Source organism: Streptomyces sp. NPDC085937, from assembly GCF_044540535.1.
GTDB lineage: Bacteria > Actinomycetota > Actinomycetes > Streptomycetales > Streptomycetaceae > Streptomyces.
On sequence record NZ_JBITSH010000003.1, the window covers coordinates 545,337 to 567,684 of the forward strand.

Sequence of the window (22,348 nt, forward strand, 5' to 3'; positions counted from 1 at the left end):
GCGGCCCCTCGACCAGCGAGGCGCCGGTCTCGGCGCCGGTCAGACGCGGAGCCACTCCGTGACGACCACGTCGTCGGCGGTGCGCAGGCGTAGGGCGAACGGGCCGGACGGGGCGGTGTCCGCGGTGAAGCGGCCCATGTCGTCGGCCGTGACGGAAGCGGCGGGACGGGGGCCGTCCAGCACCTCGATGCGGGCGGGCCCCGGTGGCAGCACCTGGCCGATCAGCCCCTCCTCGGTCACCTCCACGTCCAGGGTGACCTCGCCCGCCGTGAACGTCAGCATGCGCGCCGTGTCCGCCGCCCCCCGCACGGGGATCGCGTCGGCCAGCGAGTCGAAGGTCAGCTCGGCCACCCGGGCGTCCAGGTCGACCAGCGCGAAGGCGTCGACCGCGCTCTGGAGCAGCGCCGCGGGCACCGGGTCCAGTACCGCCGCGGCCTGCCGCAGCTCCTCCTCGAGCAGTTCGTCGTCGACGTCGGGGCCCTCGGGGAGCCCCGTCCCGTCACTCATGTCGTCCCTGTCGCTCACGTGGTCCCCCGTGCCTCGAGCCGGGCCCGCAGCCGGCGCAGACAGCGCTGGCGCATCGGCCCGATGCTGCCCACCGCGATGTCGAGCGCGGCGGACACCTCCTGATAACTGGGCGGCGGCGAGGCGATCAGCACGCGGAGCAACTGGCGGCAGCGGTCACCGAGCTCCTCGAAAGCCTGCCACACCCGCCGTACCCGCTCGCCCTGCGCGGCCGCCTCCTCCGACTCCAGCAGCGACTGTTCCGGTTCGCCGTCCTCGCTGACCCGGTCGAGCAGTTGCGGGTCGTCCGTCAGCACCAGCCGGCGCGCGCCGCGGTGCACCTTCAGGCACTCGTGGCGCGCGGTGCTGGCCAGCCACGAGCCGGCCTTCTCCGGCTCCCGGAGGCGGCCCAGGTGCTGGGTGAAGCGGAACCACACGGTCTGGTAGACCTCGTGGGCGTCGGCGTCGGAGAGCCGGTGCGCGCGCACCACGGACCACACGAGCGGGCCCAGCCCTTCCACGATCGCCTTCCAGGCCGCCGCGTCGCCGTCGACAGCGGACCGGACCAACGCGCCGACTTCCGAACGCTCCACGGTGCCACCCCTCGTGTACGGCACGTCATGGTACGCCGCGGAGGGGGTGGTGGCGATCATCATGGGCGCGCGGTGGGCGCGACGACGCTCACGGGGCGCCAGGTGGGCGGGAACAGCGCGGGCACGTGCGCCCCGCGCACTTCGGCGAACTCGGTGACACCGTCGAGCAGTTGCCTGCGCGCCGCACGCGGGTCGCGTACGCCGTGCGCCGTCATGTGCGAGGCGATCATGCCGACCGCGACGGGGGTCGCGAAGGAGGTGCCGCTCCACTGGGCGAGCCCCTCGAACATCACCTGGTCCGGCTTGGCGGAGGGACCGTCCTCGCTCAGCACACCCGTGTGACGCGGGTGGTTGCAGGTGCAGGCGTAGGTGAAGCCGTAGCGGCAGGCGTCGTAGGTGGAGTGCTGGTACACGTACGGGACGGGAGCCTCGAAGCCGGTGAGGGCACTGGTCAGCCGCTCACCGGGGGCGTAGGCCTTCACCCAGCCGCCGTGGTTGCTGAAGCACGCGCCGGCCTCCCCGTCGGCGCGCAGCGCCCCGACGGACAGCACGCTGTCCTCGTAACCGGGGAGGTCCGCGTAGGCGGCGGGCCAGAAGGGCGCGGCGCTGCCGTTGTTGCCCGCGGCGGCGACCAGCAAGGTGCCCTGGTCGCGTAGTTCGCGCATGAAGGCGTCGATGCCGAGTAGACCGTCGGTGCGGCCGTTGGAGGTGCCCGCCGAGAGGCTGAGGACGTCCGGCCAGCCGCCCGCGTCGACGGCGTCGAAGAGCTTCTCGCCGAACTCGTGCTCCAGCACCGCCCCCGCGTCGTTGAGCGCGCCGCTGACGGTGATGTCGGTGTGCGGGGCGACGGCGGCGACCAGTCCGGCGATGAACGTGCCGTGCCCGCAGTACTGCTGCAGGATTCCGTCGTCGTCGCACTCGGCGACCTGCGCGTCCCCCACGGTGCGGGCCAGCGGCGGGTAGGAGCGGTAGTCGTGCATCAGGCCGGTGTCGACGACCAGGACGCGGGCCGCGTCCCCGGGCGGGTCGCCCTCGGTCCCGGCGACGGCCGGATTCGGCCCGGCGCCGCGCGCCACGGGCACCGGCTCGTCGCCGGGGCAGGCGTTGACGGCGATGTGCACCACGTGGTTGCGGCTGACCATGCGCCGTCCGACGCGGCCCTGCACCGCGGACAGCGCGCGCAGCGCGCCCGTGACGGCCGGGTCCCCGGCGGCGTCGCCCTCGCCGGGGTCGGAGACCTGGATGCGGACGACGCCGGAGCGGTGGGCCGCGGGGCCGAGCCGGCGGACGCGGTCGGGCACGCCGGCGGCGAAGGTGGTGAAGTGCCCGCGCACGGTGTCCTCCACGACCTGGGCCTCCTCCCCCTCGCGGGCGAGGACGACGCCCTTCTCGTAGAGGAACTCCCCCGCGTCGTCGGGTCCCACGGCCAGCGGCACGTCGGGCATGGAGCGCTGGATCTGCCGGAACTGCTCATGGAATCGCCGGGGTGCCATGGCGTGTCCTCCACTCGGTCGACGGGGGCCGGGGCCGCGCAGCTGTCGTGAACGGGAGCCGCCGGACGGTCCTCTGATACAACGCCGCATCTGTGAGGCACGGTTGCGGACCACTACCATCGTGGAGGTGACAGCCGGAAGCGACGCGGTGCAGGACCTCCTGCCGATGGTGTTCGCCGCCCCCGGCGAGGCCCGGACGAAGGCCGAGGCCGTCCTGCGCCACCGCCCCGAGCCCCTGCACGCCTCGGTCGCCCACCAGGTGATCGGCATCTGGCAGCGGGACTTCGGGGACATGCGGCTCGCCCTGCGGCATCTGCGCAGGGCGAGGGACTGGGCGGCCCGCGCGGGCTCGGCCGACCGGGAGGCGGACGTCCTCGCCACGCTCGGGGTCGCGCTGGTGCATTCGGGCCGCACCCGGCAGGGCCTGGACGCCCTGCGCCGGGGGGTGGGGCGCGGCACGGGCCACACCCGCGCCCGGGTGCTGTTCCGGCGGGCGTACTCCTGGTGGGTGCTGGGGCATCACAAGGAGGCCCTGGAGGACGTACGACGGGCCGTCCCCGTGCTGCGGCAGGCGGGGGACGTGATCTGGACGGCGCGTGCGCTGACGCTGCGGGCGACGGTGCACCTGGCGCTGGGCGCGGTGGAGCGGGCGGACGCCGACTTCGCGTCGGCGGAGGACCTGTGGGCGGTCACGGACCAGGAGCACGACAAGGCGGACGCGGTGGAGAGCCGCGGGCTGGCCGCCTTCCGGTCCGGTGACGTCCCCGCCGCGCTGCGGCTGCTGGACGAGGCGGAGGAGCGCTACGCCAAGCTGGGCACGCCGACGTTCATGCTGAGCATCCGGCGCTGCGAGGTGCTGATGGCGGCCGGTCTCGCGGCGGAGGCGCTGGCCGAGGCGGACGCGGCGATCGCCGAGCTGGACTCCATCGGCGGGCAGTCGACCCGCAAGGCGGAGCTGCTGCTGGCCGCGGCGCGGGCCGCCCGGCTGGCCGACGACCCGGCGACGGCCATCGCGCGCGCGGGACTCGCGGTGCGGCTCTTCGCGGGGCAGCGGCGCTCCTGGTGGGAGGCGCACGCCCGGCTGGTGCTGATCGGGGCCCGGCACGCGGCAGGCCGCCGTTCCGGCCGGCTGGTCGCGGACGCGGCGGCGGTCGCGGAGCGGCTGGTGGAGCTCGGCGCCCCGGCCGCCCCGGAGGCGTTCCTGCTCGCCGGACGGATGGCGCTCGGCCTCGGCCGCACGGCGGACGCGGAACGGTATCTGACGGTGGCTGCGCGCGGCAGGCGGAGCGGGCCGCCGCTCGCGCGGATGACCGGCTGGGCGGCGCAGGCGCTGAGGGCGCGGGCGGCCGGCTCGACGCGGGGCGTGCTGGAGGCATGCCGGCGCGGCCTCGACGTACTGGACGACCACCGGATGACGCTGGGCGCCTCCGAGCTGCGGGCGCGTGCCACGGCGCAGGGCGCGGAGCTCGCGGCGCTCGCGCAGCAGGCCGCCCTGCGGTCGGGCGGGCCGCGGCAGTTGCTGGTGTGGAGCGAACGCTGGCGGGCCACCGCGTTGTCCGCGCCGCCGACCCGGCCGCCCGCCGACCCGGAGCTCCTGAGCCACATGACCGCGTACCGGGAGATCGCGGCGCGCGCCGAGGAGTCCCGGATGGAGGGCCGGCCGGTGCCGGCCCTGGAGCGGGACCAGCGGCGCCTGGAGCGGGAGATCCGCTCCCGCACGCTCCATATGCGGGCGGAGGCGCCCCACGGTGGCGACCGCTTCGACGCGGGCCGTCTGCTGGAGCGTCTGGGGGACGGCGTGCGGCTGGTGGAGCTGGCGGTGGTCGACGGGCGGGTGCAGGTGCTGCTGTGCGGACGGGGCAGGGTGCGCCGGTTCGAGGCGGGGCTGCTGGCGGCGGCGGAGACGGAGGCCGAGCACGTCCAGGCGGGGCTGCGGCGGCTGGCGCATCCGGGGGCGGAGGCCCGGCTGCCAGTGGTGGAGGCCTCGGGGCGCCGTCTGGAGGAGCTGCTGCTGGGTCCCGCCGTGGCGCACCTCGGTGACGGTCCGCTGGTGATCGTGCCGCCGGGGCGGCTGCACCGGGTGCCGTGGGCGCTGCTGCCTTCGCTGCGGGAGCGGGTGGTCAGCGTGTCGCCGTCGGCGAGCAGCTGGCTGCGTGCGCGGGAGACGGAGCCGCCTCGCGGCGGACGTCAGGTGCTGGTGCGTGGGCCCGGTCTCGCCACGGGCGGCGCGGAGGTGACCCGGCTGGCCGCCCGCTACGGCGGGGCCACGGTGCTGGAGCACCGGGACGCGTCCGTGCCGCGGGTGCTGGCGGAACTGGACGGTGCCGGGCTGGCGCACATCGCCGCGCACGGGACGTTCCGTACGGACGGGCCGATGTTCTCGTCGCTGCGGATGGCGGACGGTCCGCTGATCGTGCACGACTTCGAGCGGCTCGGCCGCAGCCCGTACCGGATCATTCTGTCCTGCTGCGACACGGCCCGCTTCGCCACCGTCGGCGCGGACGAACTCCTGGGCCTGGTCACGGCGTTGTTGCCGCTGGGCACGGCGGGGGTGGTGGCGTGCAGCGCCCCGGTCAACGACGCGGCGGTCGTCCCGCTGATGCTGGCGCTCCACGAGGGCCTGGAGGCGGGCCTGCCCCTGGCGGAAGCGTTGCGCGACGCCCGGGCGGCCCTCCCGCAGGACGCCCTGCACCGGGCCACGGGCTGGGCGTTCACGGCGTTCGGCGCGGCGTGAGAGGGGCGGGACGGACGCGGTCGGCGGGTCGCCCGCCCGGCTCGCGTCCGAGGCGCGCGCTCACTCGGAACGCAGGCGCAGGGACTCCCGCTCCGCCTCCTCGATCTGCTCGATGGTCAGGCCGGGAAGATTCAGCTGGGCCAGCACCACCTCGGCGCTGGTGGGCTGGGCGTCGGCCGGCACCCACTGCTCCGGCTTCCAGGTGCCCGCCCGCATCAGCGACTTGGGGCAGTGCGGATAGGCCTGCTCGATCCGCACGACGATCGCCGAGACCTGCGGTTGCCGACGGGAGTGAGCTGCAACACCCGTCGCCACGCGTGCACTTCCTCGGCATGCGTCAGGGGGCCCGCCGTCGCACGGCGGGCCCCCTGTCCTCGCATCGTCGGGACGACAGGATTTGAACCTGCGACCCCTTGACCCCCAGTCAAGTGCGCTACCAAGCTGCGCCACGTCCCGATGCGGCTCCCGCGGTGAACCGCGTGATCTCGCAGGTCAACCCTACCGTATGCGCGGGGGAGGGCCGGCCGGTGCGGGGTCGGCGCACGCCCGCCCTCTCTGATTGTCCTGTCAAATGGTTGACAGGACACCGAGCGGGACCCGAAGGTGGCGGGCGGAACAGGACCCGGCCGGAGAGAGGCAGTCATGGTGGATGCGCTGGGCGTCGCCGTCGTCGGATTCGGCTGGATGGGGCGGGTGCACACCCAGGCCTACGCACGGGTCGCGCACCACTTCCCGGGGCTGCCGCTGCGTCCGGAGCTGATCACCGTCGCCGAGGAGGTACCGGGCCGGGCCGAGGAGGCCGCCGCGCAGTTCGGGTTCGCCTCGACGACCCGGGACTGGCGCGACGTGGCCGCCGACCCGCGCGTGCGGGCCGTCAGCATCACCGCGCCGAACTTCCTGCACCGCGAGATCGGCGTCGCCCTGGCCGAGGCCGGCAAGCACATCTGGATCGAGAAGCCGGTCGGTCTCACCGCGGAGGACGCCCGGGCGGTCACGGACGCGGTCGCCAAGGCCGGCGTCCAGGGCGCCGTCGGCTTCAACTACCGCAACGCCCCCGCCGTGGAGGCCGCCCGCGAACTGATCGCTTCCGGCGGGATCGGCCGGGTCACGCACGCCCGCGTGCGGCTGTTCAGTGACTACGCGGCGCACCCCGACTCCGCGCTGACCTGGCGCTACGAACGGGAGCGCGGCGGCAGCGGGGTGCTCGGCGACCTGGCCTCGCACGGTGCCGACCTGGCCCGCTTCCTGCTGGGCGACATCGCCGCGCTGACCGCCGACACGGCGGTCTTCCTGCCCGAGCGGGCACGCCCGGCCGGCGCCACGGCCGGCCACTCCCGCGCGAGCGGCGGCGAGCTCGGCCCGGTGGAGAACGAGGACTACGTCAGCTGTCTGCTGCGGTTCGCCTCCGGTGCGCGGGGCGTGCTGGAGGCCTGCCGGGTCTCGGTCGGCGAGCAGAACAACTACGGCTTCGAGGTGCACGGCACCGAGGGCGCGGTGTTCTGGGACTTCCGCCGGATGAACGAGCTGGGGGTCAGCCGCGGCACCGGCTATCAGGACCAGCCGGTGAGCACCGTGTACGTCGGGCCGGGCGACGGGGAGTTCGGGGCGTTCCAGCCGGGCGCCGCGAACGCCATGGGGTACGACGACCTGAAGGTGATCGAGGCGTACCGCTTCTTGCGGTCGGTGGCCGAGGGCGTCCCGTACGGCGCCACGCTCGCCGACGCCGTGCGCAGCGCGGGCGTGCTGGACGCGATGGTGCGGTCGGCGGACAGCGGATCCTGGGTGACGGTGGACGCGCCGGCGTAACTCCCCCGCCCGGCACCACGGCACTCACCCCGCCGCCGCGTTCTCCTTCCGTCCCAGCCACACCTTGAGCGGCAGCAGCACCAGCCACCACCACATGGCGGCGGGCCCCACCAGCAGGGCCAGCGGAATGGTCACCACGAACACCACCACCGTGGCCCCGAGGTCGACGGCGTAGAGGAACTGGTCGCGGACGGGTTCGGCGCCGCCGCGCAGCCAGGGCCGGCGGGCGATGACGGCGGCGAGCGCGAGGTGGACGGCGCCGAGGGAGGCCACCGCCGCCGAGTAGACGACCACGGAGACGCGTTCGTCGCCGTACTCGGAGACCAGCGCGGTGGGGAACGGCAGCAGCGCGGCGAGGCCCAGGCCGAGGACGGTCAGTCCGATCACGTCGGGGTCGACCTGCCGCACCGGACGGAAGATCGCCCGCTGGTCGCGCCAGAAGCCGCCCAGCACCGCCAGACTGACGGCGTAGGCGCCCAGGTTGGGCAGGGTGTCGGCGAGCGCCTGGTGGAACTGCGCCGGGGCCAGGTCTCGCGGCACGGAGATGTCGAGGACCAGCAGGGTGATGGCGATGGCGAAGACGCCGTCGGAGAGCGCCACCAGTCGGTCGGGGCCGCCTTCCGTGATCGGTTTCCTCATGCGCACGACGGTAGGCACCGTGCACCCGGCGGACGGGGATACACGCCAGGCGGGTCACCCGCCCACGGCGGGGGCCGGCATGTTGTAGGGGGTCACCACCTGGATCGCGGACGGCAGGGTCGGTCCGGCGGGCGGCAGCGCGCCGTGGGCGCGCATCACCAGATGGCAGGCCTCGCGCAGGTCGTGGCGCAGGTCGTGGTGGAGGACGGCGGACAGCCGGTGCTCGCGCAGCAGCCGGGTGTTGTCGTGGTCGAGGTCGTGGGCGACGAAGACGGCGCACTCGCGTCCGGCGTCCTCGAAGGCGCGCAGGGTGGCGATGTTGCCGCCGCCGATCGAGTAGACGGCGCGGATCTCCGGGTCGCGTTCCAGGGCGGCGCGGACCAGGTCGTACTGGGTGGCGTCCAGGCCCTGGCCCTCGGCTATCTCGACCAGGGTGCGCGCGGGGTGCCGGGCGCGCATGGTGCTGCGGAAGCCCATCTCACGCTCCTCCTCGTTGCGGAAGAAGCCGCTGGAGAGGCTGGTGAGGACGTTGCCGGGACGGTCGCCGAGCCACTGCCCCATGAGGTAGGCGGCGGTGGCGCCCGCCGCCCGGTTGTCGCTGCCGACGTGGCCGACGCGGGCACTGACGGGCAGGTCCGTCACCAGGGTGACGACCGGGATGCCGGCCGCCGCGAGCCGGCCGACGGCGGCGGTGACCTCGGGGACGTCGGGTGCCTTGAGCAGCACGCCCTGTGAGCCGCGGCGGGCGATCCGGTCGAGGACGGCGACCAGTTCCTCCGCCGGGCCGGTCTCCCGGAAGTGGAAGCGGGAGCGCACCACCGCCGGGTGCAGGGAGGGCAGTTCGGCTTCCAGGGCGGCACGGACGGCCGTGGAGAACCGCTCGGGCGACTGCATGACGATGTCCACCATGAACGTCCGGCCGACCAGGCGGACCTGGGTGCGCTGCCGGTCCAGGTCGGCGATGGCCCGGTGCACCTCGCGCTCGGTGCTCTCGCGCACCCCGCCGCGGCCGTTGAGGACCCGGTCCACCGTGGCCTCGCTCAGTCCGGCCTGACGTGCGATTTCCCGGATCGGGAACGGGTGGCCCATGCGGCTGCTCCTGAGGGGTTTTTGATGGCTTCCTGATGGTGGTGCGAGGGGTTTGTTCTGACAAGAATGACATCACCCGCGTCGCTCCGTGACCCGAAGGGACGACTCCATGTCCGCATCGTCTTCCGTGCAGAACCCCGCGCCGGCCGCCTGGCTGTCGCAGCGGGACTGCGATATGGACGCCTTCCGCACCCTGGTCGAGCAGTCGACCGACGCCTCCGCCTACCCGCTGTCCTCCGCCGTCGAGCGTGACGTGCTGCTCTACGACGCCGAGCGGCTCGCGCTCGCCGACCGCCGCACCGCCCAGTCCGAGCTGGTGCGCGCCCTCGCCGACGGCCCCGGCATCGTGGTGATCCGCGGCGCCTTCTCCGACACCTCGGTGGTGGACCGGACCACCGCCGTGTTCGACGCCCTGATCGCCCAGCAGCGCGCCTCGGGCGCCACCGCCGGCGACCACTTCGCCAGGCCGGGCGCCAACGACCGGGTGTGGAACGCGCTGGAGAAGGCCGCCCTGCACGACCCGGAGGCGTTCGCCGACTACTACGCCAACGACATGATCGCCCTGGTGTCCACGGCCTGGCTGGGCCCCGGCTACCAGGTCACCTCGCAGGTCAACGTCGTCAATCCGGGCGGCGCCGCGCAGACGGTGCACCGCGACTACCACCTGGGTTTCCTCTCCGACGAGACCGCCGCCGCCTACCCGGCGCACGTGCACCGCCTCTCCCCCGTGCTCACCCTCCAGGGCGCCGTCGCCCACTGCGACATGCCGGTGGAGTCCGGGCCGACGATGTACCTGCCCCACTCGCAGAAGTTCGAGGCCGGCTACCTCGCCTGGCGGCTGCCCGAGTTCCAGGCGTACTTCGACGACCACCACATCCAGCTCCCCCTGGCCAAGGGCGACACGGTGTTCTTCAACCCGGCGCTGTTCCACGCCGCCGGGGCCAACCACTCGGCGGACATCCGGCGCGCCGCGAACCTCCTCCAGGTGTCCTCCGCGTTCGGCCGGGCCATGGAGACCGTGGACCGGGAGGCCGTGGTGGGCGCCGTCTACCCGGTGCTGCTGGCCCGCAGGGCCGAGGGCGCCTCGGACCAGTGGCTGGAGAACGTGATCGCGGCGAGCGCCGAGGGCTACCCCTTCCCCACCAACCTGGACAACGACCCGCCGGTCGACGGCCTCGCCCCGCCCTCGCAGGCCGACGTGGTACGCCAGGCGCTGCGCGAGATCTGGACCCCCCGAGCCCTGCGAGACGCACTGCGGGCCGCTGCCGCACGCCGCGCGAGCTGACCCGAAACCACCACCGGGAAGGACATCATGGGACTCCTCGACGACAAGGTCGTCCTCGTCAACGGCGGCAGCCAGGGTGTGGGGGCCGCCGTCGCACGGGCCGCGGTGCGCGAGGGCGCGGTCGTGGCGGTCAGCGGCCGCCGCCCGGAGCCGGGCGAGGCGCTGGTCGCCGAGCTGGCCGGGCAGGGCGGCAAGGCCATGTTCGTACGGGCCGACCTGGCCGACGCCGACCAGGCCAAGGACTCGGTCGCCCAGGTCGTCCAGGCGTACGGCCGCATCGACTGCCTGGTCAACTCCGCCGGACTGACCTCACGCGGCACCCTCCTCGACACCAGCCCCGACCTGTTCGACCAGCACATCGCGATCAATCTCAAGGCGCCGTTCTTCGCCATGCAGGCAGCGGTGGCGGACATGGTGCGGCGCGCCGAGCCGGGCACGATCGTCAACGTCATCACCTCGTCGGCCCACGGCGGACAGCCGTTCCTCGCGCCCTACGTCGCCGCCAAGGCGGGCCTGATGGGCCTCACCCGCAACGCGGCGCACGCCCACCGGTGGGACCGGATCCGGATCAACGGCCTGAACATCGGCTGGACCGCGACCGAGGGCGAGGACGCCACGCAGCGCACCTTCCACGGCGCCGGCGACGACTGGCGGAAGCAGGCCGCCGCACGGCTGCCGATGGGCAAGCTCGGCCAACCCGACGAGATCGCCGACTTCGTGGTCCTGCTGCTCTCCGACCGCTCAGGGGTGGTCACCGGCTCCGTCATCGACTGGGACCAGAACGTCCTCGGCGGCCTCGACTGATCTGCCCCTCCCCCTCACCAAGGAGCACCGCCCCATGCGCATCGGAATCCTCGGCCTCGGCCGCATCGGCGCCTTCCACGCCGAGACCCTGTCCGGGCTCGACGCCGTCGAGTCCCTCGTCGTCTCCGACCCGTTCGCGGACGCCGCGAAGGCCGCCGCGGAACGCTTCGGCGCGCAGGTCGCGGACTCCCCCGAGGCCCTGCTGGCGGCCGGGGTGGACGGCGTGGTCGTGGCCGCCGCGACCGACGCCCACCCGCACCTGATCACGGCCTGCGTGGAGGCGGGCGTCCCCGTCTTCTGCGAGAAGCCCGTCGCCCGCACCATGACCGAGGGCATCGAGGTACTGAAGGCCGTCGCCGGCCGGGACGTACCCGTCCAGATCGGCTACAACCGCCGCTTCGACGCCGGTTTCGTCGCCGCCCACGCGGCCGTCCACTCCGGTGAGCTGGGCACACTCCACACCGTACGCTCCACGACACTGGACCCGGCACCCCCGCCCGCCGCGTACATCGCCGCGTCCGGGGGCATCTTCCGGGACTGCTCGGTGCACGACTTCGACATCATCCGCTGGGTGACCGGCCGTGAGGTGACCGAGGTGTACGCGGTCGGAGGCAACCGGGGCGCCGACTTCATCAAGGAGGCGGGGGACGCCGACACCACCGGCGCGATTCTCACCCTGGACGACGGCACCATCGCGGTGGTGTCCAACAGCCGCCACAACGCCCGCGGTTACGACGTCCGCATGGAGATCCACGGCTTCACCGACTCCATCGCGGTGGGCCTCGAGGACAAGCTGCCGCTGCGCTCGGTCGAACCCGGCGTCGCCTTCCCGGCGGGCGTGCCGCACGACTTCTTCATGGACCGCTTCACCGACGCCTACCGCGCCGAACTCACTGCCTTCACCGAGGTGGTGGCGGGCTCCCGCCCGTCACCGTGCACGATCGAGGACGCACTCGAAGCGGGCTGGATCGCCGAGGCGTGCACACTGTCGCTGCGCGAACACCGCCCGGTCACGCTCGAGGAGGTACGGCAGGCATGAGCGAGTCCGCTCCACTGCGCATCGGAATCCTGGGGGCCGCTCGCATCACCGAGCGCTCCCTCGTCGCCCCGGCCCGGGCCGGCGACCACCGCCTGGTCGCGGTGGCCGCCCGCGACCGCTCCCGCGCCGAGGCGTTCGCGGCCGCGCACGGTGTGGAGCGGACGCACGGCTCCTACGCCGACCTGCTCGCCGACCCGGAGGTCGAGGTGGTCTACAACCCTCTCGCCAACGGACTCCACGGCCCCTGGAACCTGGCCGCGCTGGCGGCCGGCAAACACGTCCTGACGGAGAAGCCGTCGGCGAGCAACGCGGCGGAGGCCGAGGAAGTGATGCTGGCCGCGAGGGCGTCCGGCACCGTGTTCATGGAGGCCTTCCACTACCTCTTCCACCCGGTGACCCGGCGGCTGCACGAACTGCTGGCCTCCGGCGAGCTGGGCGAACTCCGCCACGCGGAGGCGATGGTGGCGATCCCCGCCCCCGAGCCCGAGGACCCGCGCTGGTCCCTGCGTCTTGCCGGCGGCGCCCTGATGGACCTCGGCTGCTACGGCCTGCACGCGCTGCGCGTGCTCGCCCCGTACGCAGGTGGCACGCCGCGCCCGGTGGCGGCGCGGGCCGGTGAGCGGGCGGGTGCGCCGGGCGTGGACGAGTGGCTGGACGCCGACCTGTCGTTCCCGGGGGGCGCCGGCGGCACGGCACGCTGCCACATGGCGTACGACCGCCTAGAGATGAGCCTGCGGATCGTCGGCACGCGGGGCGAGGCCACGGCGCCGAACTTCGTGCTGCCGCACCAGGACGACCGGGTCGTGATCCGCACCGGCGACGGCGAACGCACGGAGCACCTGGGCACGCGCTCGTCGTACGCGTACCAGCTGGATGCCTTCGCCGCCCGGGTACGTCACGGCACGCCCCTGCCCCTCGACGCGGACGACGCGGTGGCGACGATGCGGCTGATCGACGCGTGCTACACGGCCGCGGGACTCTCCCCACGGCCTCGCACCGCACCCTGACCTGACGCGCGGGCCGCAACCGGGGCCGGGAGGTTCGCGCACCTCGACACCGGCGTTGGTGCGGGCCGGGAGGGAGTTCGCGCAGCTCGGCGCCCACCGGGTGCCGCCGCGCCCACCCTCCCCCACTCTCGGCTCCGCTCGAGCGGGAGGTACCCCCATCGCCCTGGGGGCACCTCCCAGGCCCTTAAGGCACTGGGGGAGGCACGAATGCCCGCGATTTGCACGGCGTGTGCCGCCACCGGTGATGGTGTAGCCGCCGACGGCGGGGAGGGGACGGGGTGGGGGTGGGCGCCCGCAGCGGCTGGCGCGTCCGCGCCCTCCCCTATCCAATTGGCTTCATCGCGCCAGACCGAGGACGACCGCCCCCACCGCAGCCCCGCACCACCCACCCAGCTTGGGCGCTACGCCCGCCCCCACCACACCGCACCCCTGCGCCGCAGGCACACGACCTCAACCCCCACCGGCGCGACCTCAGCTCAGGGCTGCCTGTACCGCGTCGCGGACCAGGGCTGCCTCGCGGGCCTTGCGGCGGGTGCGGTTGCGGCGGGCGAGGAGCACGACAGCGACGACCGCCGCGAGCAGCAGCAGAACGATCAGCGCGAGCGTCCACGGCACGGCCCACGCCCCCACGCTCGCCTCGACCGGGTCGAGCGGCGTCGTGGACCCGGAGGCGTCCGTCAGCAGAGGCAGCACCGTCGCGGTGGCCGTGAGCCGGACCCCGGGCGCGACGTCCGGCACGGGCACCGTCACCTTCCACCGCTCCCCCGGCAGCAGCGCGGGCGTGTCGGGCAGGTCGCCCGCGGCCGTACGGAACCATCCGAACGGCCCCCGCACGGCAACCTCCTGCCGCCCCGAAAGCAGGGCGTTCCCCGTGTTGTGGACCGTGTAGGTGACGGTGGCCGAGCCCTTCGAGAAGGGACCCGCGCTGCCCTGGTAGTCGAGGTGCGCGTCCTCCACCGCGAGGCGCGGCTTCAGCTCGCCGCCGACCCGGACGGCGACACGGAGGCCGAGGCGCCGGTCGACGTTGATGCCGGCGGCGGTGTCGGCCTGCTTGAGGGAGGTGAGGAGACCGCCCACGTGGTCGCCGGGGGTGGCGTTACCCGGGACGGTGACGGTGAAGGGGACGTCGGCCGACTTCCCGGGCGGGACGGTGACGGCGGTGACCTTCGGGTGGGTCCACACGCCCACGCCGGTGGACTTCTTGTCGCGGGTGAGCAGGTCGAGCTGTCCGGCGTCGGTGGTGTAGCCGTCGGAGGCGTAGACGGCGAGCCGCAGCGGGGTCTTGCCGCGGTTGGTGACGACCATGGTGTCCTCGACCGTGCCGCCCGGGTTCACCGCGTAGCTGAAGCTGGAGCGGTCGTCGCCGTAGGCGTTGGCGCCGGTGCGGACCCGCCAGCTGACGTCGCCGTCAGCGGCCGCCGCGGGTGTCGGGTGCGCGCAGACGAGTGCGAGAGCCGTCAGCAGGCCGAGGACGGCGGCGCGAACAAGGACGGGGAGCCGAACGAGAAGGCGGGGTGGTGTCCGTCGAGAGACGGCGAGCACGTGCATGGGGGGTTCTCCAGGAGCGGGAGGCGGGGGGGGGGGGGGGGGGGGGGGGGGGGCCGCCCCCCCCCCCCCCCCCCCCCCCCCCCCCCCCCCCCCGCCGCCCCGGCGCCCCGGAAGACCACCTCACCACCACCATGACCTGCGGTTTCACAGCGGCACCCGGCGTCACGCGGCACCCCTCGTCCGGCCGCCCCGTGATCGGCGTGCATATCGGCGGAGTGTTCAGGAACCCGTGGAAGCCGCGGGGAGTTCTCAGAGCGTCGGGGAGAGTTCCTCCCCCGCCGGGAGAGCACGGAGTTCGTTACCGCCGGTATCCCCGCGGGCGACGACAACTGAAGCATGGGCCAAGGGAGTTGGCGAGACGCCCCCGCGGCCGGCTGAGGGGGGCCATCGGAAAAAGGATGGAGCCGAATCGCGTGCCGGCGCGTCTATTCGGCGACGTCCGTTCGACGACGCCGAAGTGACCGGATTACAGGTGCAGGTGTGACGGAGGTGCAGGACGATGGCCGGTTTCCGGAGTCTGGCGAGACAGGTCCGAGATCCCCGGTGCGATCTGGCGCTGCGGCGCTACTCGCTGCGCAAGTGCCTGGAGCGGTTCGCCCCGTACGGGCACCGGGCGACCTGGGACCATCTGTGCTCGCGGGCCGGGTTCGATCCCGAGGACCGCTCCGTCGACCCGGCGCGGCTCGTGGCCGCACTGGACGAACTGGAGGAGGCCCGGGCGGTCTGGCTGGCCTACGAGGTGGAGTTCGCCGAGCGCCGCAGGAAGGAGAAGCACGACGGTCTGCGCAGGCCGGGCAGCGTGGACGACTGGCACCGGATGACCTGGGGCGGTTTCGGGGTGGCCTGGTGCGACGACCCGCGGGTGCACCCGCGGGAGCCCCTGGCGGAGGTGCTGCGGCGGCTGATCGACGCCCTGGAGCGTGAGCCGGGCTCGTCCTGCCCCGTGTGCCGGGGGGAACGGCTCATGTGGCGGCACGACCTCGACCACGAACCCTCCACGGGCCCGGTGTGCACGGACTGCGGGATCCTGGTGCCGCGCCCCGTGCTGTCCACGGAGGCACTGGCGGAGGCCCGCCGGGCCAGGCTGCTGGTCTCGGCCTGAGAGCCGGGGCGGCGGAAGCGGCATGAGCGACGGGGGCAGCGAGGACGACGGAGGCCTCGGGGTCACGGGGGTGCGCCGGGGATGCCGCACCCCCTGGGCTCCGGGGACCGTAGCAGCTGGTAATCCGCTCGTTCCAGGGTTTTGTTCCGCGGACAGTTGGGGCGATGCATCGCACCCGATGGCCCGAGGAGCTGTCCCCATGTCGACGCTGCGCGTCACCGCCGAGATCCTGACCGTCCACGAACACCCGAACGCCGACGCCCTAGAACTGGCGCAGGTGGGCCTGTACCGGGCCGTCGTCGCCAAGGGCGCCTACCGCACGGGCGACGCCGCGGTGTACATCCCCGAGCAGTCCGTGCTGCCCACCGCGCTGATCGACGAGCTGGGCCTGACCGGCCGCCTGGCGGGCGCCAACCACGACCGGGTCAAGGCGGTCCGGCTGCGCGGTGAGCTGTCGCAGGGCATCGTGTGCCGGCCGAAGGCGCTCGCGGACGTCGACCTGGTGCGGGCCGCCGCGGACGGCACCGACTTCGCGGAGCTGCTCGGCGTCACCAAGTGGGTCCCGCCGGTCCCGCCGACCATGAGCGGCGAGGTGGAGTCGGCGCCCGACCTGCTGCCGTGGGTCGACATCGAGAACGTGCAGCGCTATCCCGGCATCTTCGCCCCCGGCGAGCCCGTGGTGCTCACCGAGAAGCTGCACGGCACGGCCTGCCTGCTCACCTACTGCGTGGAGCAGGACCGGGTGTACGTCTCCTCCAAGGGATTCGGCGCCAGGTCCCTCGCGCTGAAGGAGGACCCGCGCAACCTGTACTGGCGCGCGGTGCGCGGTCACGGCGTCGCCGAGGCCGCCGCCGACCTCGCCGGCCGGCTGGGCGCCAAGCGGGTCGGCATCTTCGGCGAGGTGTACGGCGCGGGCGTGCAGGACCTGTCGTACGGCGCCGACGGGCGGCGCGACACGCTCGGGTACGCCGTGTTCGACGTGTCGGCGGAGATAGACGGCGAGGTGCACTGGCTGGACGCGGCGGACCTGCTCGACGGCCGCCTGCCACTGGTGCCCCGGCTGTACACCGGCCCGTACGACAGCGAGCGGGTGCTGGAGTTCGCCAGTGGCCGGGAGACGGTGTCCGGACGGCGGCTGCACCTGCGGGAGGGCGTCGTCATCCGGCCGGCGGTCGAGCGCCACAGCCCGGCGACGGGCGGCCGCGCCATAGCCAAGGCCGTGAGCCCGGCGTACCTGACCCGTAAGGGCGGCACGGAGTACGAGTGAGCGACGGCGGCCGGGAGCGGGATCCGCCCTCAGCCGCCGGACCCCTTCCTCCGGCTCTCCGTCAACAGCCTGGAGCCGGTGAGACGCTCACCGAAGACGTCGTCCGGGTTGGACAGCACGCAGCCCTCCAGCGACAGACAGCCGCAGCCGATGCAGTCGGTGAGGTGGTCGCGCAGCCGGTTCAGCTGCCGGATGCGCTCGTCCAGCTCGGAGCGCCACGCCTCCGACAGCCGCGCCCAGTCGTCACGGGTGGGCGTACGCTCCTCGGGCAGCTCGGCGAGCGCCTCGCGGATCGTGGCGAGCGGGATGCCGACGCGCTGCGCGGCGCGGATGAAGGCGACCCGGCGCAGGGTGTCGCGGGTGTAGCGGCGCTGGTTCCCGGAGGTGCGCCGACTGCTGATCAGCCCCTTGGACTCGTAGAAGTGCAGGGCCGACACGGCGGCGCCGCTGCGGGCGGAGAGCTGCCCGACCGTGAGCTCGTGGATCTTCTCTGGAATCCGGTGCACTCCCCGAAGCCTACCGACCCCGTACGGCGCCCGGTCCGTTGACAGGGACCCCTCGGCCGACCATGCTAAGCAGTTGCTTAGGCATGCGCACGCGGATGCGCCTGCGACTACGTGACGCGAGAGGCCGGGACATGGCAGAGCCGAGGATCTTCACGTCCGTCGACGACCTGAAGGCGGCGGTGGGCGAGCAGCTGGGGTACACCGACTGGCTGGAGGTCGACCAGAAGCGGATCGACCTGTTCGCCGAGGCCACCGGGGACCACCAGTGGATCCACGTCGACCCGGAGAAGGCCGCCGCGGGGCCGTTCGGCACGACCATCGCGCACGGCTACCTGACGCTGTCGCTGCTGCCGCTGTTCGGCCCGCAGCTGCTGTCCGTCGAGGGCGTGAAGATGGGCGTCAACTACGGCACCAACAAGGTGCGCTTCCCGGCCCCCGTGCCGGTCGGCTCGCGGCTGCGCGCCACGGCGAGGATCAGCGCGGTCGACGAGGTGCCGGGCGGCGTCCAGGTGGCCACCGCCTTCACCGTCGAGCGCGAGGGCGGCGACAAGCCGGTGTGCGTCGCCGAGTCGGTGGCCCGCTACTACCTCTGAGCGGACCCGGCGCCCTTGGCCCCCACCATCCGGAGCACGAGGTCGGCGTAGAGCGCGCCGACCTCCTCGGGGGTGCGGGGCCCGTCGACGTTGAACCAGCGGGCCACGTCGATGCACAGGGAGAGCACGGCGAGCGTGGTGCCCGGTACGTCGGGGACGTCGAACTCGCCGGAGCGCACCCCGTCCTCGATGACGCCGCGCACCTCGGCGTCCACCTGCCGGCGCAGGCCGACGATCTCCGCACGGGCGTCGGGGCCGAGGGAATCGAGTTCGTACTGCACGACCCTGGCGGTCGTACGGCCACGCGCGTGCCAGCGGACGAAGGAGCTGACCGCCCCGGCGAGCCGCTCGGCCGCGGTGCCCTCCTCGCGGGCGGCGGTGCGCAGGATGTCCAGCGCCTTCTCGTGCCCGATCCGGCTGATGCGGTGGAGCAGCTCTTCCTTGGTCTTGTAGTGGATGTAGAGCGCGGCCGGGCTCATGCCGGCGCGGCCCGCGATGTCGCGGGTCGTCGTGGCGTGGTAGCCGCGCTCCGCGAAGGCCTCCACGGCGGCGAGCAGCAGCCGCCGGGCCGCGTCGGGCGTGACCTCACCCCACGGCTGCGCCTCACCGCCGGCCGTCTCCTCCGCCGTACTCATCGCTCACCCCATTCACTGGCAGGGACGACATCCTACCGGCAAGGGTGAGCGAGCGCTTAGGGCACGTCCGGCGGACGTGTCCTTCTTGGGTTGCCGGCACCATGGCGCTGCCGTCCCCCTGAACCATCCGGCGTGGGGGCCGGCTTTCCGCGGGACCCGACACTGACGGGGTGCCGGGTGCCGCCGCGCCCACCACTCCCCATCGCCCTGGGGGCACCTCCCAGGCCCTTAAGGCACTGGGGGAGGCACGACTGCCCGCAGCTAGGCGCTGCTGTGGTCGCCGACGGCGGGGAGGGGACGGGGTGGGGGTGGGGGTGGGCGCCCACAGCGGCTGGCGCGTCGGCACCCCGCACCCCACAAGCACACCTCATCGCGCCAGACCGAGGACGACCACCCCCACCCCGGCCCCGCACCACCACCCCACCGCAGGCGCCACGCGCACCTCAAAGCTTCTGCAGCGGGTCGTAGTCGGCCAGCATCTTCTCCAGCCGGGCCTGATCCACCCGGTTCACGATCTGCCCCGCCTCCTGCCGGTCACGGATGACCTTGGCCAGCGTGAAGGCGGAGGTGACGAGGTACAGGACCGCGATACCGAGGAACGCGCGGACCCAGGCGTCGGTCTCCAGGTTGAAGATGCCGACCGCGGTGGCCGTGATGGCCACTCCGAAGGACGCCACGGCCTGACCGTAGAAGGCCGCCGTACTCTGCTGCTTGACCGGTGTGTCGCTCATGGGGAAAAGAATCGGCCGACGCAACGTCGGCCACATCCGCACGGATACTCAGCCGGTACTCATCCCCCGCCCCTCAGAACGCCGAAACCCCCGTCAACGCCCGCCCGATGACCAGCTTCTGGATCTGACTGGTGCCCTCGTACAGCGTCATCACGCGTGCGTCCCGCAGTAGTTTGCCCGCCGGGTACTCGTCGATGTAGCCGTAACCACCGAACACCTGCAGCGCGTTGTTCGCGGCACGCACAGCCGCCTCCGACGCGAACAGCTTCGCCTTGGAGGACTCCACGGCGAACGGCTTCCCCCGGTCGATCAGATCGGCGACCCGCCAGGTCAGCAGCCGCGCCGCGTCCACGTCGACGGCGATGTCACTGATCAGCTCCTGCACCAGCTGGTGCCCCGCGATCGGCTTGCCGAACTGCTCCCGCTCCCCCGCGTAGCCCACCGCCGCGTCCAGCGCGGCCTGCGCGATGCCGACGCAGCCGGCCGCGACCGACATGCGCCCCTTGGCCAGGGCGGACATGGCGACCGAGAAACCACGCCCCTCCTCACCGAGCAGCGCCGACGCGGGCACCCGCACCCCGTCGAACACCAACTCGGCCGTGGCCTGCCCCCGCAGCCCCAGCTTCCCGTGCACGGTACGGCGCGTCAGCCCAGGGCTGTCCGTGGGCACCAGGAACGCGGACACGCCCTTGTGCCCCGGCGCGTCGGTGGACCGCGCGAACAGCAGCACCACGTCCGCCCACGTCCCGTTCGTGATGAACATCTTCGAGCCGTCGATGACGTACGCGTCACCGTCCCGCACCGCCCGCGTGGCGAGACTCCCCGCGTCGGAGCCGGTGCCCGGCTCGGTCAGACCGAAGCAGCCGACGTACTCACCGGAGGTCAGCCCCGGCAGCCAGGTCCGCTTCTGCTCCTCGTCGCCGTACGCCGCGATCGTCTTGGCGACCAGGCCGAGGGAGACGGAGACGATGCCGCGCACCGACGAGTCCCCGCGCCCCAGCTCCTCGGTGACCAGGCAGTACGCGAGATGGTCGCCGCCCGAGCCGCCGTACTCCTCGTCGATCGTCAGCCCGAGGAAGCCGACCTCGCCGAGCTTCTTCACGATGCCCCGGTCGACCTCCTCCGCACGGTCCCAGGCGGTGGCGTGCGGCGCCACCTCGCGCCGTACGAAGTCCCGGGCGAGCCGGCGTACGGCCTCCTGCTCGTCACTCAGCTCCAGGTTCATCCCGAGTCACCCCATGTGAGACGCGCGTGGTCGTGGTCGTTCGTGCACCAATAAATTAGCACTGCTAGTTTAGGGCCGCAGCCCTACTATGTGCGCCATGGCCCGACCGCGCAAGCCCTTGCTCAGCACCAACCGGATCGTCGAGACGGCGCGTGCGCTGGTGGACACGGAGGGGCTGGCCGCGGTGTCCACCCGCCGGCTGGCCGCCGAGCTCGGGGTGAGCGGGCCGTCGCTGTACAACCACTTCCGCACCAAGGACGAGATCCTGGAGGCGGTGGCCGACTCGGTGAGCGCGCTGGTCGACCTGTCGATGTTCGAGGACGGCCGGGACTGGCGGACGGCGCTGCACGACTGGGCGGTCTCCTACCGCGGCGCGCTGCGCGACCACCCGAACATCGTCCCCGTGCTGGCCCGCGGCCCCGGGCGGCGTCCCGCGGCGCTGCGGCTGGCCGACGCGGCCTACGGCGCGATGGTCGAGGCGGGCTGGCCGCCCGCCCAGGCGACGTCCATCGGCGCGCTGATGCGGTACTTCATCATGGGCTCGGCGCTCGGTTCGTTCGCCGGCGGCTTCGTGGACGACGCGAGCGCCTACGACCCCGCCGACTACCCGCACCTCGGGCAGGCGCACCTGCTGGCCGAGCAGCAGGAGAAGATCGACGAACGGGCCTTCGAAACCGGCCTCACCGCCCTGCTGGACGGCTTGGCCCTGCAGTACGAGCAGGTACGGCAGCACGGCTGAGCGTGCGCGACGGCGTCACCGGCCGCCCGGACGCTTCGGTCCGCACCGAACCGTCCCTGCCGCATGCTGGAGGGCATGACCTCGAAGGATCCCCGGGCAGCCGCGCTGGCCCGCCTCGCCGCACTGATCGCCGACGAGACCCGCGCCGGGTGCCTGCTGGCGCTGCTGGACGGGCGGGCATGGACGGCGGGCGAACTGGCCCGGCACTGCGGGGTCGCCGCGTCCACGCTCAGCGAGCACCTGGGCAAGCTGGTCGGCGGCGGGCTGCTGACCGAGGAACGGCAAGGGCGGCACCGGTACGTGCGGCTCGCGGACGCCCGGGTCGCGCAGCTCCTGGAGGACCTGACCGCGCAGATCGCGCCGGGCGCCGCCGAACCCCCGCGCGGGCTGCGGCAGTCGGGCGCCGGCTCCGCGATGGCGCGCGGCCGCACCTGCTACGACCACCTCGCCGGGCGGCTCGGCATCGCCGTCACCGACGCCCTCACCGCGCGGGGCCTGCTGCGCCAGGACACGGGGTTCGCGCTCACCGACGCGGGGCTGGGCTGGTTCGGCGCGCTGGGCATCGGCCTCGACCGCCGGGGCCGGCGCCCGCTGGTCCGCGCCTGCCTGGACTGGACGGAACGGCGCCCCCACCTCGCCGGGACGGCGGGCGCGGCCCTGTGCCGGTACGCCCTGGACGAGGGCTGGTGCGTCCGCATCGGCTCCGAGCGCGCGGTGAAGCTGACCGCCACCGGCGAACACGCCCTCGCCACCCACCTGGGACTCGACGCGGCCGCGCTCCGCTGAGGGATCGGCCCCACCCGCGGGTCCGCGGGAACTCCCCGGACAACTCCGGCTCGACCCGCCGCACGGCCCGCCGGCACCGTGTGGAGCGGTTCGCCACGGGCTTTCGCTCGCCGAGGGCGGGTGCGGCGACGTGGGGGCTGGTCGCGCAGTTCCCCCCGCCCCTGCGGGCGCGTCCGCAGCGGCGTGGGAAACGCTGAGGCTTCGAAGCCACCAGGGCGCGGCC

Annotated in this window: 22 protein-coding genes and 1 tRNA gene; 11 read left to right on the forward strand and 12 right to left on the reverse strand. The window is 73.6% G+C overall.

Annotated elements, in window-relative coordinates:
* Positions 1-39 precede the first annotated feature (39 nt).
* From ACIF8S_RS09560 to ACIF8S_RS09570, 3 genes are read right to left on the reverse strand one after another with little or no spacing between them, the layout of a single operon-like run.
* Positions 40-507 (reverse strand): hypothetical protein, encoded by a 468-nt coding sequence (locus ACIF8S_RS09560; RefSeq protein WP_399998353.1) that lies wholly within the window; start codon positions 505-507, stop codon positions 40-42.
* Positions 508-521: 14 nt separating this feature from the next.
* Positions 522-1,097, reverse strand: a complete 576-nt coding sequence (locus ACIF8S_RS09565; protein ID WP_399998355.1) for an RNA polymerase sigma factor — start codon at positions 1,095-1,097, stop codon at positions 522-524.
* A 59-nt stretch (positions 1,098-1,156) separates the two neighbouring features.
* A complete protein-coding gene (locus ACIF8S_RS09570; RefSeq protein WP_399998356.1) occupies positions 1,157-2,590 on the reverse strand; it encodes a S8/S53 family peptidase in 1,434 nt (477 codons plus the stop codon).
* Positions 2,591-2,756: 166 nt separating this feature from the next.
* On the opposite strand from ACIF8S_RS09570, the gene ACIF8S_RS09575 reads away from it, so the two are divergent.
* Positions 2,757-5,324 carry a CHAT domain-containing protein gene (locus ACIF8S_RS09575; RefSeq protein WP_399998498.1) on the forward strand — a complete coding sequence of 856 codons (2,568 nt, stop codon included), beginning with the start codon at positions 2,757-2,759 and terminating at the stop codon, positions 5,322-5,324.
* 60 nt (positions 5,325-5,384) lie between these two features.
* Here ACIF8S_RS09575 and ACIF8S_RS09580 read toward each other — a convergent pair whose 3' ends face one another.
* Positions 5,385-5,639, reverse strand: a complete 255-nt coding sequence (locus tag ACIF8S_RS09580) for a hypothetical protein (protein WP_399998358.1) — start codon at positions 5,637-5,639, stop codon at positions 5,385-5,387.
* Positions 5,640-5,706: 67 nt separating this feature from the next.
* Positions 5,707-5,780, reverse strand: a tRNA-Pro gene (locus ACIF8S_RS09585).
* A gap of 186 nt (positions 5,781-5,966) precedes the next feature.
* Here ACIF8S_RS09585 and ACIF8S_RS09590 point away from each other — a divergent pair.
* Positions 5,967-7,130 (forward strand): Gfo/Idh/MocA family protein, encoded by a 1,164-nt coding sequence (locus ACIF8S_RS09590; protein WP_399998360.1) that lies wholly within the window; start codon positions 5,967-5,969, stop codon positions 7,128-7,130.
* A gap of 24 nt (positions 7,131-7,154) precedes the next feature.
* Here ACIF8S_RS09590 and ACIF8S_RS09595 read toward each other — a convergent pair whose 3' ends face one another.
* The gene (locus ACIF8S_RS09595; RefSeq protein WP_399998500.1) at positions 7,155-7,730 is read right to left on the reverse strand and encodes a TMEM175 family protein; all 576 of its coding nucleotides are present in this window, start codon (positions 7,728-7,730) and stop codon (positions 7,155-7,157) included.
* Positions 7,731-7,823: 93 nt separating this feature from the next.
* Positions 7,824-8,858 (reverse strand): LacI family DNA-binding transcriptional regulator, encoded by a 1,035-nt coding sequence (locus ACIF8S_RS09600; RefSeq protein WP_399998362.1) that lies wholly within the window; start codon positions 8,856-8,858, stop codon positions 7,824-7,826.
* A 109-nt stretch (positions 8,859-8,967) separates the two neighbouring features.
* Here ACIF8S_RS09600 and ACIF8S_RS09605 point away from each other — a divergent pair, with 109 nt between their 5' ends.
* Genes ACIF8S_RS09605 through ACIF8S_RS09620 form a run of 4 tightly spaced genes read left to right on the forward strand, consistent with a single transcriptional unit; the run spans position 8,968 to position 12,993 of the window.
* Positions 8,968-10,143, forward strand: a complete 1,176-nt coding sequence (locus ACIF8S_RS09605; protein WP_399998363.1) for a phytanoyl-CoA dioxygenase family protein — start codon at positions 8,968-8,970, stop codon at positions 10,141-10,143.
* Between the two features lie 27 nt (positions 10,144-10,170).
* On the forward strand, positions 10,171-10,947 hold the full coding sequence (locus ACIF8S_RS09610) for an SDR family oxidoreductase (protein WP_399998364.1): 777 nt from the start codon (positions 10,171-10,173) through the stop codon (positions 10,945-10,947).
* A 34-nt stretch (positions 10,948-10,981) separates the two neighbouring features.
* On the forward strand, positions 10,982-11,986 hold the full coding sequence (locus ACIF8S_RS09615) for a Gfo/Idh/MocA family oxidoreductase (RefSeq protein WP_399998366.1): 1,005 nt from the start codon (positions 10,982-10,984) through the stop codon (positions 11,984-11,986).
* Positions 11,983-12,993, forward strand: coding sequence for a Gfo/Idh/MocA family protein (locus tag ACIF8S_RS09620; RefSeq protein ID WP_399998367.1), 1,011 nt, complete (start codon positions 11,983-11,985; stop codon positions 12,991-12,993). Before ACIF8S_RS09615 ends, ACIF8S_RS09620 begins: the two co-directional genes overlap by 4 nt.
* 471 nt (positions 12,994-13,464) lie before the next feature.
* On the opposite strand, the gene ACIF8S_RS09625 is transcribed toward ACIF8S_RS09620, so the two are convergent.
* A complete protein-coding gene (locus ACIF8S_RS09625; RefSeq protein WP_399998368.1) occupies positions 13,465-14,541 on the reverse strand; it encodes a WxL protein peptidoglycan domain-containing protein in 1,077 nt (358 codons plus the stop codon).
* Between the two features lie 499 nt (positions 14,542-15,040).
* On the opposite strand from ACIF8S_RS09625, the gene ACIF8S_RS09630 reads away from it, so the two are divergent.
* Together ACIF8S_RS09630 and ACIF8S_RS09635 are read left to right on the forward strand one after the other, a co-directional pair.
* Positions 15,041-15,643, forward strand: a complete 603-nt coding sequence (locus ACIF8S_RS09630; RefSeq protein ID WP_399998369.1) for a hypothetical protein — start codon at positions 15,041-15,043, stop codon at positions 15,641-15,643.
* Positions 15,644-15,842: 199 nt separating this feature from the next.
* Complete coding sequence (locus ACIF8S_RS09635; RefSeq protein ID WP_399998371.1) at positions 15,843-16,910, forward strand: RNA ligase (ATP); 1,068 nt, start codon at positions 15,843-15,845, stop codon at positions 16,908-16,910.
* Positions 16,911-16,939: 29 nt separating this feature from the next.
* Here ACIF8S_RS09635 and soxR read toward each other — a convergent pair whose 3' ends face one another.
* Positions 16,940-17,416 (reverse strand): redox-sensitive transcriptional activator SoxR, encoded by a 477-nt coding sequence (gene soxR / locus ACIF8S_RS09640; protein ID WP_399998372.1) that lies wholly within the window; start codon positions 17,414-17,416, stop codon positions 16,940-16,942.
* A 131-nt stretch (positions 17,417-17,547) separates the two neighbouring features.
* On the opposite strand from soxR, the gene ACIF8S_RS09645 reads away from it, so the two are divergent.
* Entirely contained in the window at positions 17,548-18,009 is a 462-nt protein-coding gene (locus tag ACIF8S_RS09645; protein ID WP_024885228.1) for a MaoC family dehydratase, read from the forward strand.
* On the opposite strand, the gene ACIF8S_RS09650 is transcribed toward ACIF8S_RS09645, so the two are convergent.
* From ACIF8S_RS09650 to ACIF8S_RS09660, 3 genes are all read right to left on the reverse strand, one after another.
* On the reverse strand, positions 18,000-18,644 hold the full coding sequence (locus ACIF8S_RS09650; RefSeq protein ID WP_399998374.1) for a TetR/AcrR family transcriptional regulator: 645 nt from the start codon (positions 18,642-18,644) through the stop codon (positions 18,000-18,002). The two genes, ACIF8S_RS09645 and ACIF8S_RS09650, sit on opposite strands and share 10 nt — an antisense overlap.
* A 443-nt stretch (positions 18,645-19,087) precedes the next feature.
* Positions 19,088-19,375: a YiaA/YiaB family inner membrane protein gene (locus tag ACIF8S_RS09655; protein WP_349790677.1), complete on the reverse strand. Its 288-nt coding sequence runs from the start codon at positions 19,373-19,375 to the stop codon at positions 19,088-19,090.
* 73 nt (positions 19,376-19,448) lie between these two features.
* The gene (locus tag ACIF8S_RS09660; RefSeq protein WP_399998376.1) at positions 19,449-20,600 is read right to left on the reverse strand and encodes an acyl-CoA dehydrogenase family protein; all 1,152 of its coding nucleotides are present in this window, start codon (positions 20,598-20,600) and stop codon (positions 19,449-19,451) included.
* A 97-nt stretch (positions 20,601-20,697) separates the two neighbouring features.
* Between ACIF8S_RS09660 and ACIF8S_RS09665 the strand changes: the two genes are divergently transcribed.
* Both ACIF8S_RS09665 and ACIF8S_RS09670 read left to right on the forward strand, forming a co-directional pair.
* A complete protein-coding gene (locus ACIF8S_RS09665) occupies positions 20,698-21,339 on the forward strand; it encodes a TetR/AcrR family transcriptional regulator (protein WP_399998377.1) in 642 nt (213 codons plus the stop codon).
* A 75-nt stretch (positions 21,340-21,414) separates the two neighbouring features.
* A complete protein-coding gene (locus ACIF8S_RS09670; protein WP_399998378.1) occupies positions 21,415-22,125 on the forward strand; it encodes an ArsR/SmtB family transcription factor in 711 nt (236 codons plus the stop codon).
* Positions 22,126-22,348: the final 223 nt, after the last annotated feature.

Coding starts and splice junctions, on each gene's coding strand:
- ACIF8S_RS09560 (WP_399998353.1), bottom strand. CDS start 507: ATGAGTGACGGGACGGGGCTCCCCGAGGGCCCCGACGTCGACGACGAA.
- ACIF8S_RS09570 (WP_399998356.1), bottom strand. CDS start 2,590: ATGGCACCCCGGCGATTCCATGAGCAGTTCCGGCAGATCCAGCGCTCC.
- ACIF8S_RS09575 (WP_399998498.1), top strand. CDS start 2,757: ATGGTGTTCGCCGCCCCCGGCGAGGCCCGGACGAAGGCCGAGGCCGTC.
- ACIF8S_RS09590 (WP_399998360.1), top strand. CDS start 5,967: ATGGTGGATGCGCTGGGCGTCGCCGTCGTCGGATTCGGCTGGATGGGG.
- ACIF8S_RS09600 (WP_399998362.1), bottom strand. CDS start 8,858: ATGGGCCACCCGTTCCCGATCCGGGAAATCGCACGTCAGGCCGGACTG.
- ACIF8S_RS09605 (WP_399998363.1), top strand. CDS start 8,968: ATGTCCGCATCGTCTTCCGTGCAGAACCCCGCGCCGGCCGCCTGGCTG.
- ACIF8S_RS09610 (WP_399998364.1), top strand. CDS start 10,171: ATGGGACTCCTCGACGACAAGGTCGTCCTCGTCAACGGCGGCAGCCAG.
- ACIF8S_RS09615 (WP_399998366.1), top strand. CDS start 10,982: ATGCGCATCGGAATCCTCGGCCTCGGCCGCATCGGCGCCTTCCACGCC.
- ACIF8S_RS09620 (WP_399998367.1), top strand. CDS start 11,983: ATGAGCGAGTCCGCTCCACTGCGCATCGGAATCCTGGGGGCCGCTCGC.
- ACIF8S_RS09625 (WP_399998368.1), bottom strand. CDS start 14,541: ATGCACGTGCTCGCCGTCTCTCGACGGACACCACCCCGCCTTCTCGTT.
- ACIF8S_RS09630 (WP_399998369.1), top strand. CDS start 15,041: ATGGCCGGTTTCCGGAGTCTGGCGAGACAGGTCCGAGATCCCCGGTGC.
- ACIF8S_RS09635 (WP_399998371.1), top strand. CDS start 15,843: ATGTCGACGCTGCGCGTCACCGCCGAGATCCTGACCGTCCACGAACAC.
- ACIF8S_RS09645 (WP_024885228.1), top strand. CDS start 17,548: ATGGCAGAGCCGAGGATCTTCACGTCCGTCGACGACCTGAAGGCGGCG.
- ACIF8S_RS09650 (WP_399998374.1), bottom strand. CDS start 18,644: ATGAGTACGGCGGAGGAGACGGCCGGCGGTGAGGCGCAGCCGTGGGGT.
- ACIF8S_RS09655 (WP_349790677.1), bottom strand. CDS start 19,375: ATGAGCGACACACCGGTCAAGCAGCAGAGTACGGCGGCCTTCTACGGT.
- ACIF8S_RS09660 (WP_399998376.1), bottom strand. CDS start 20,600: ATGAACCTGGAGCTGAGTGACGAGCAGGAGGCCGTACGCCGGCTCGCC.
- ACIF8S_RS09665 (WP_399998377.1), top strand. CDS start 20,698: ATGGCCCGACCGCGCAAGCCCTTGCTCAGCACCAACCGGATCGTCGAG.
- ACIF8S_RS09670 (WP_399998378.1), top strand. CDS start 21,415: ATGACCTCGAAGGATCCCCGGGCAGCCGCGCTGGCCCGCCTCGCCGCA.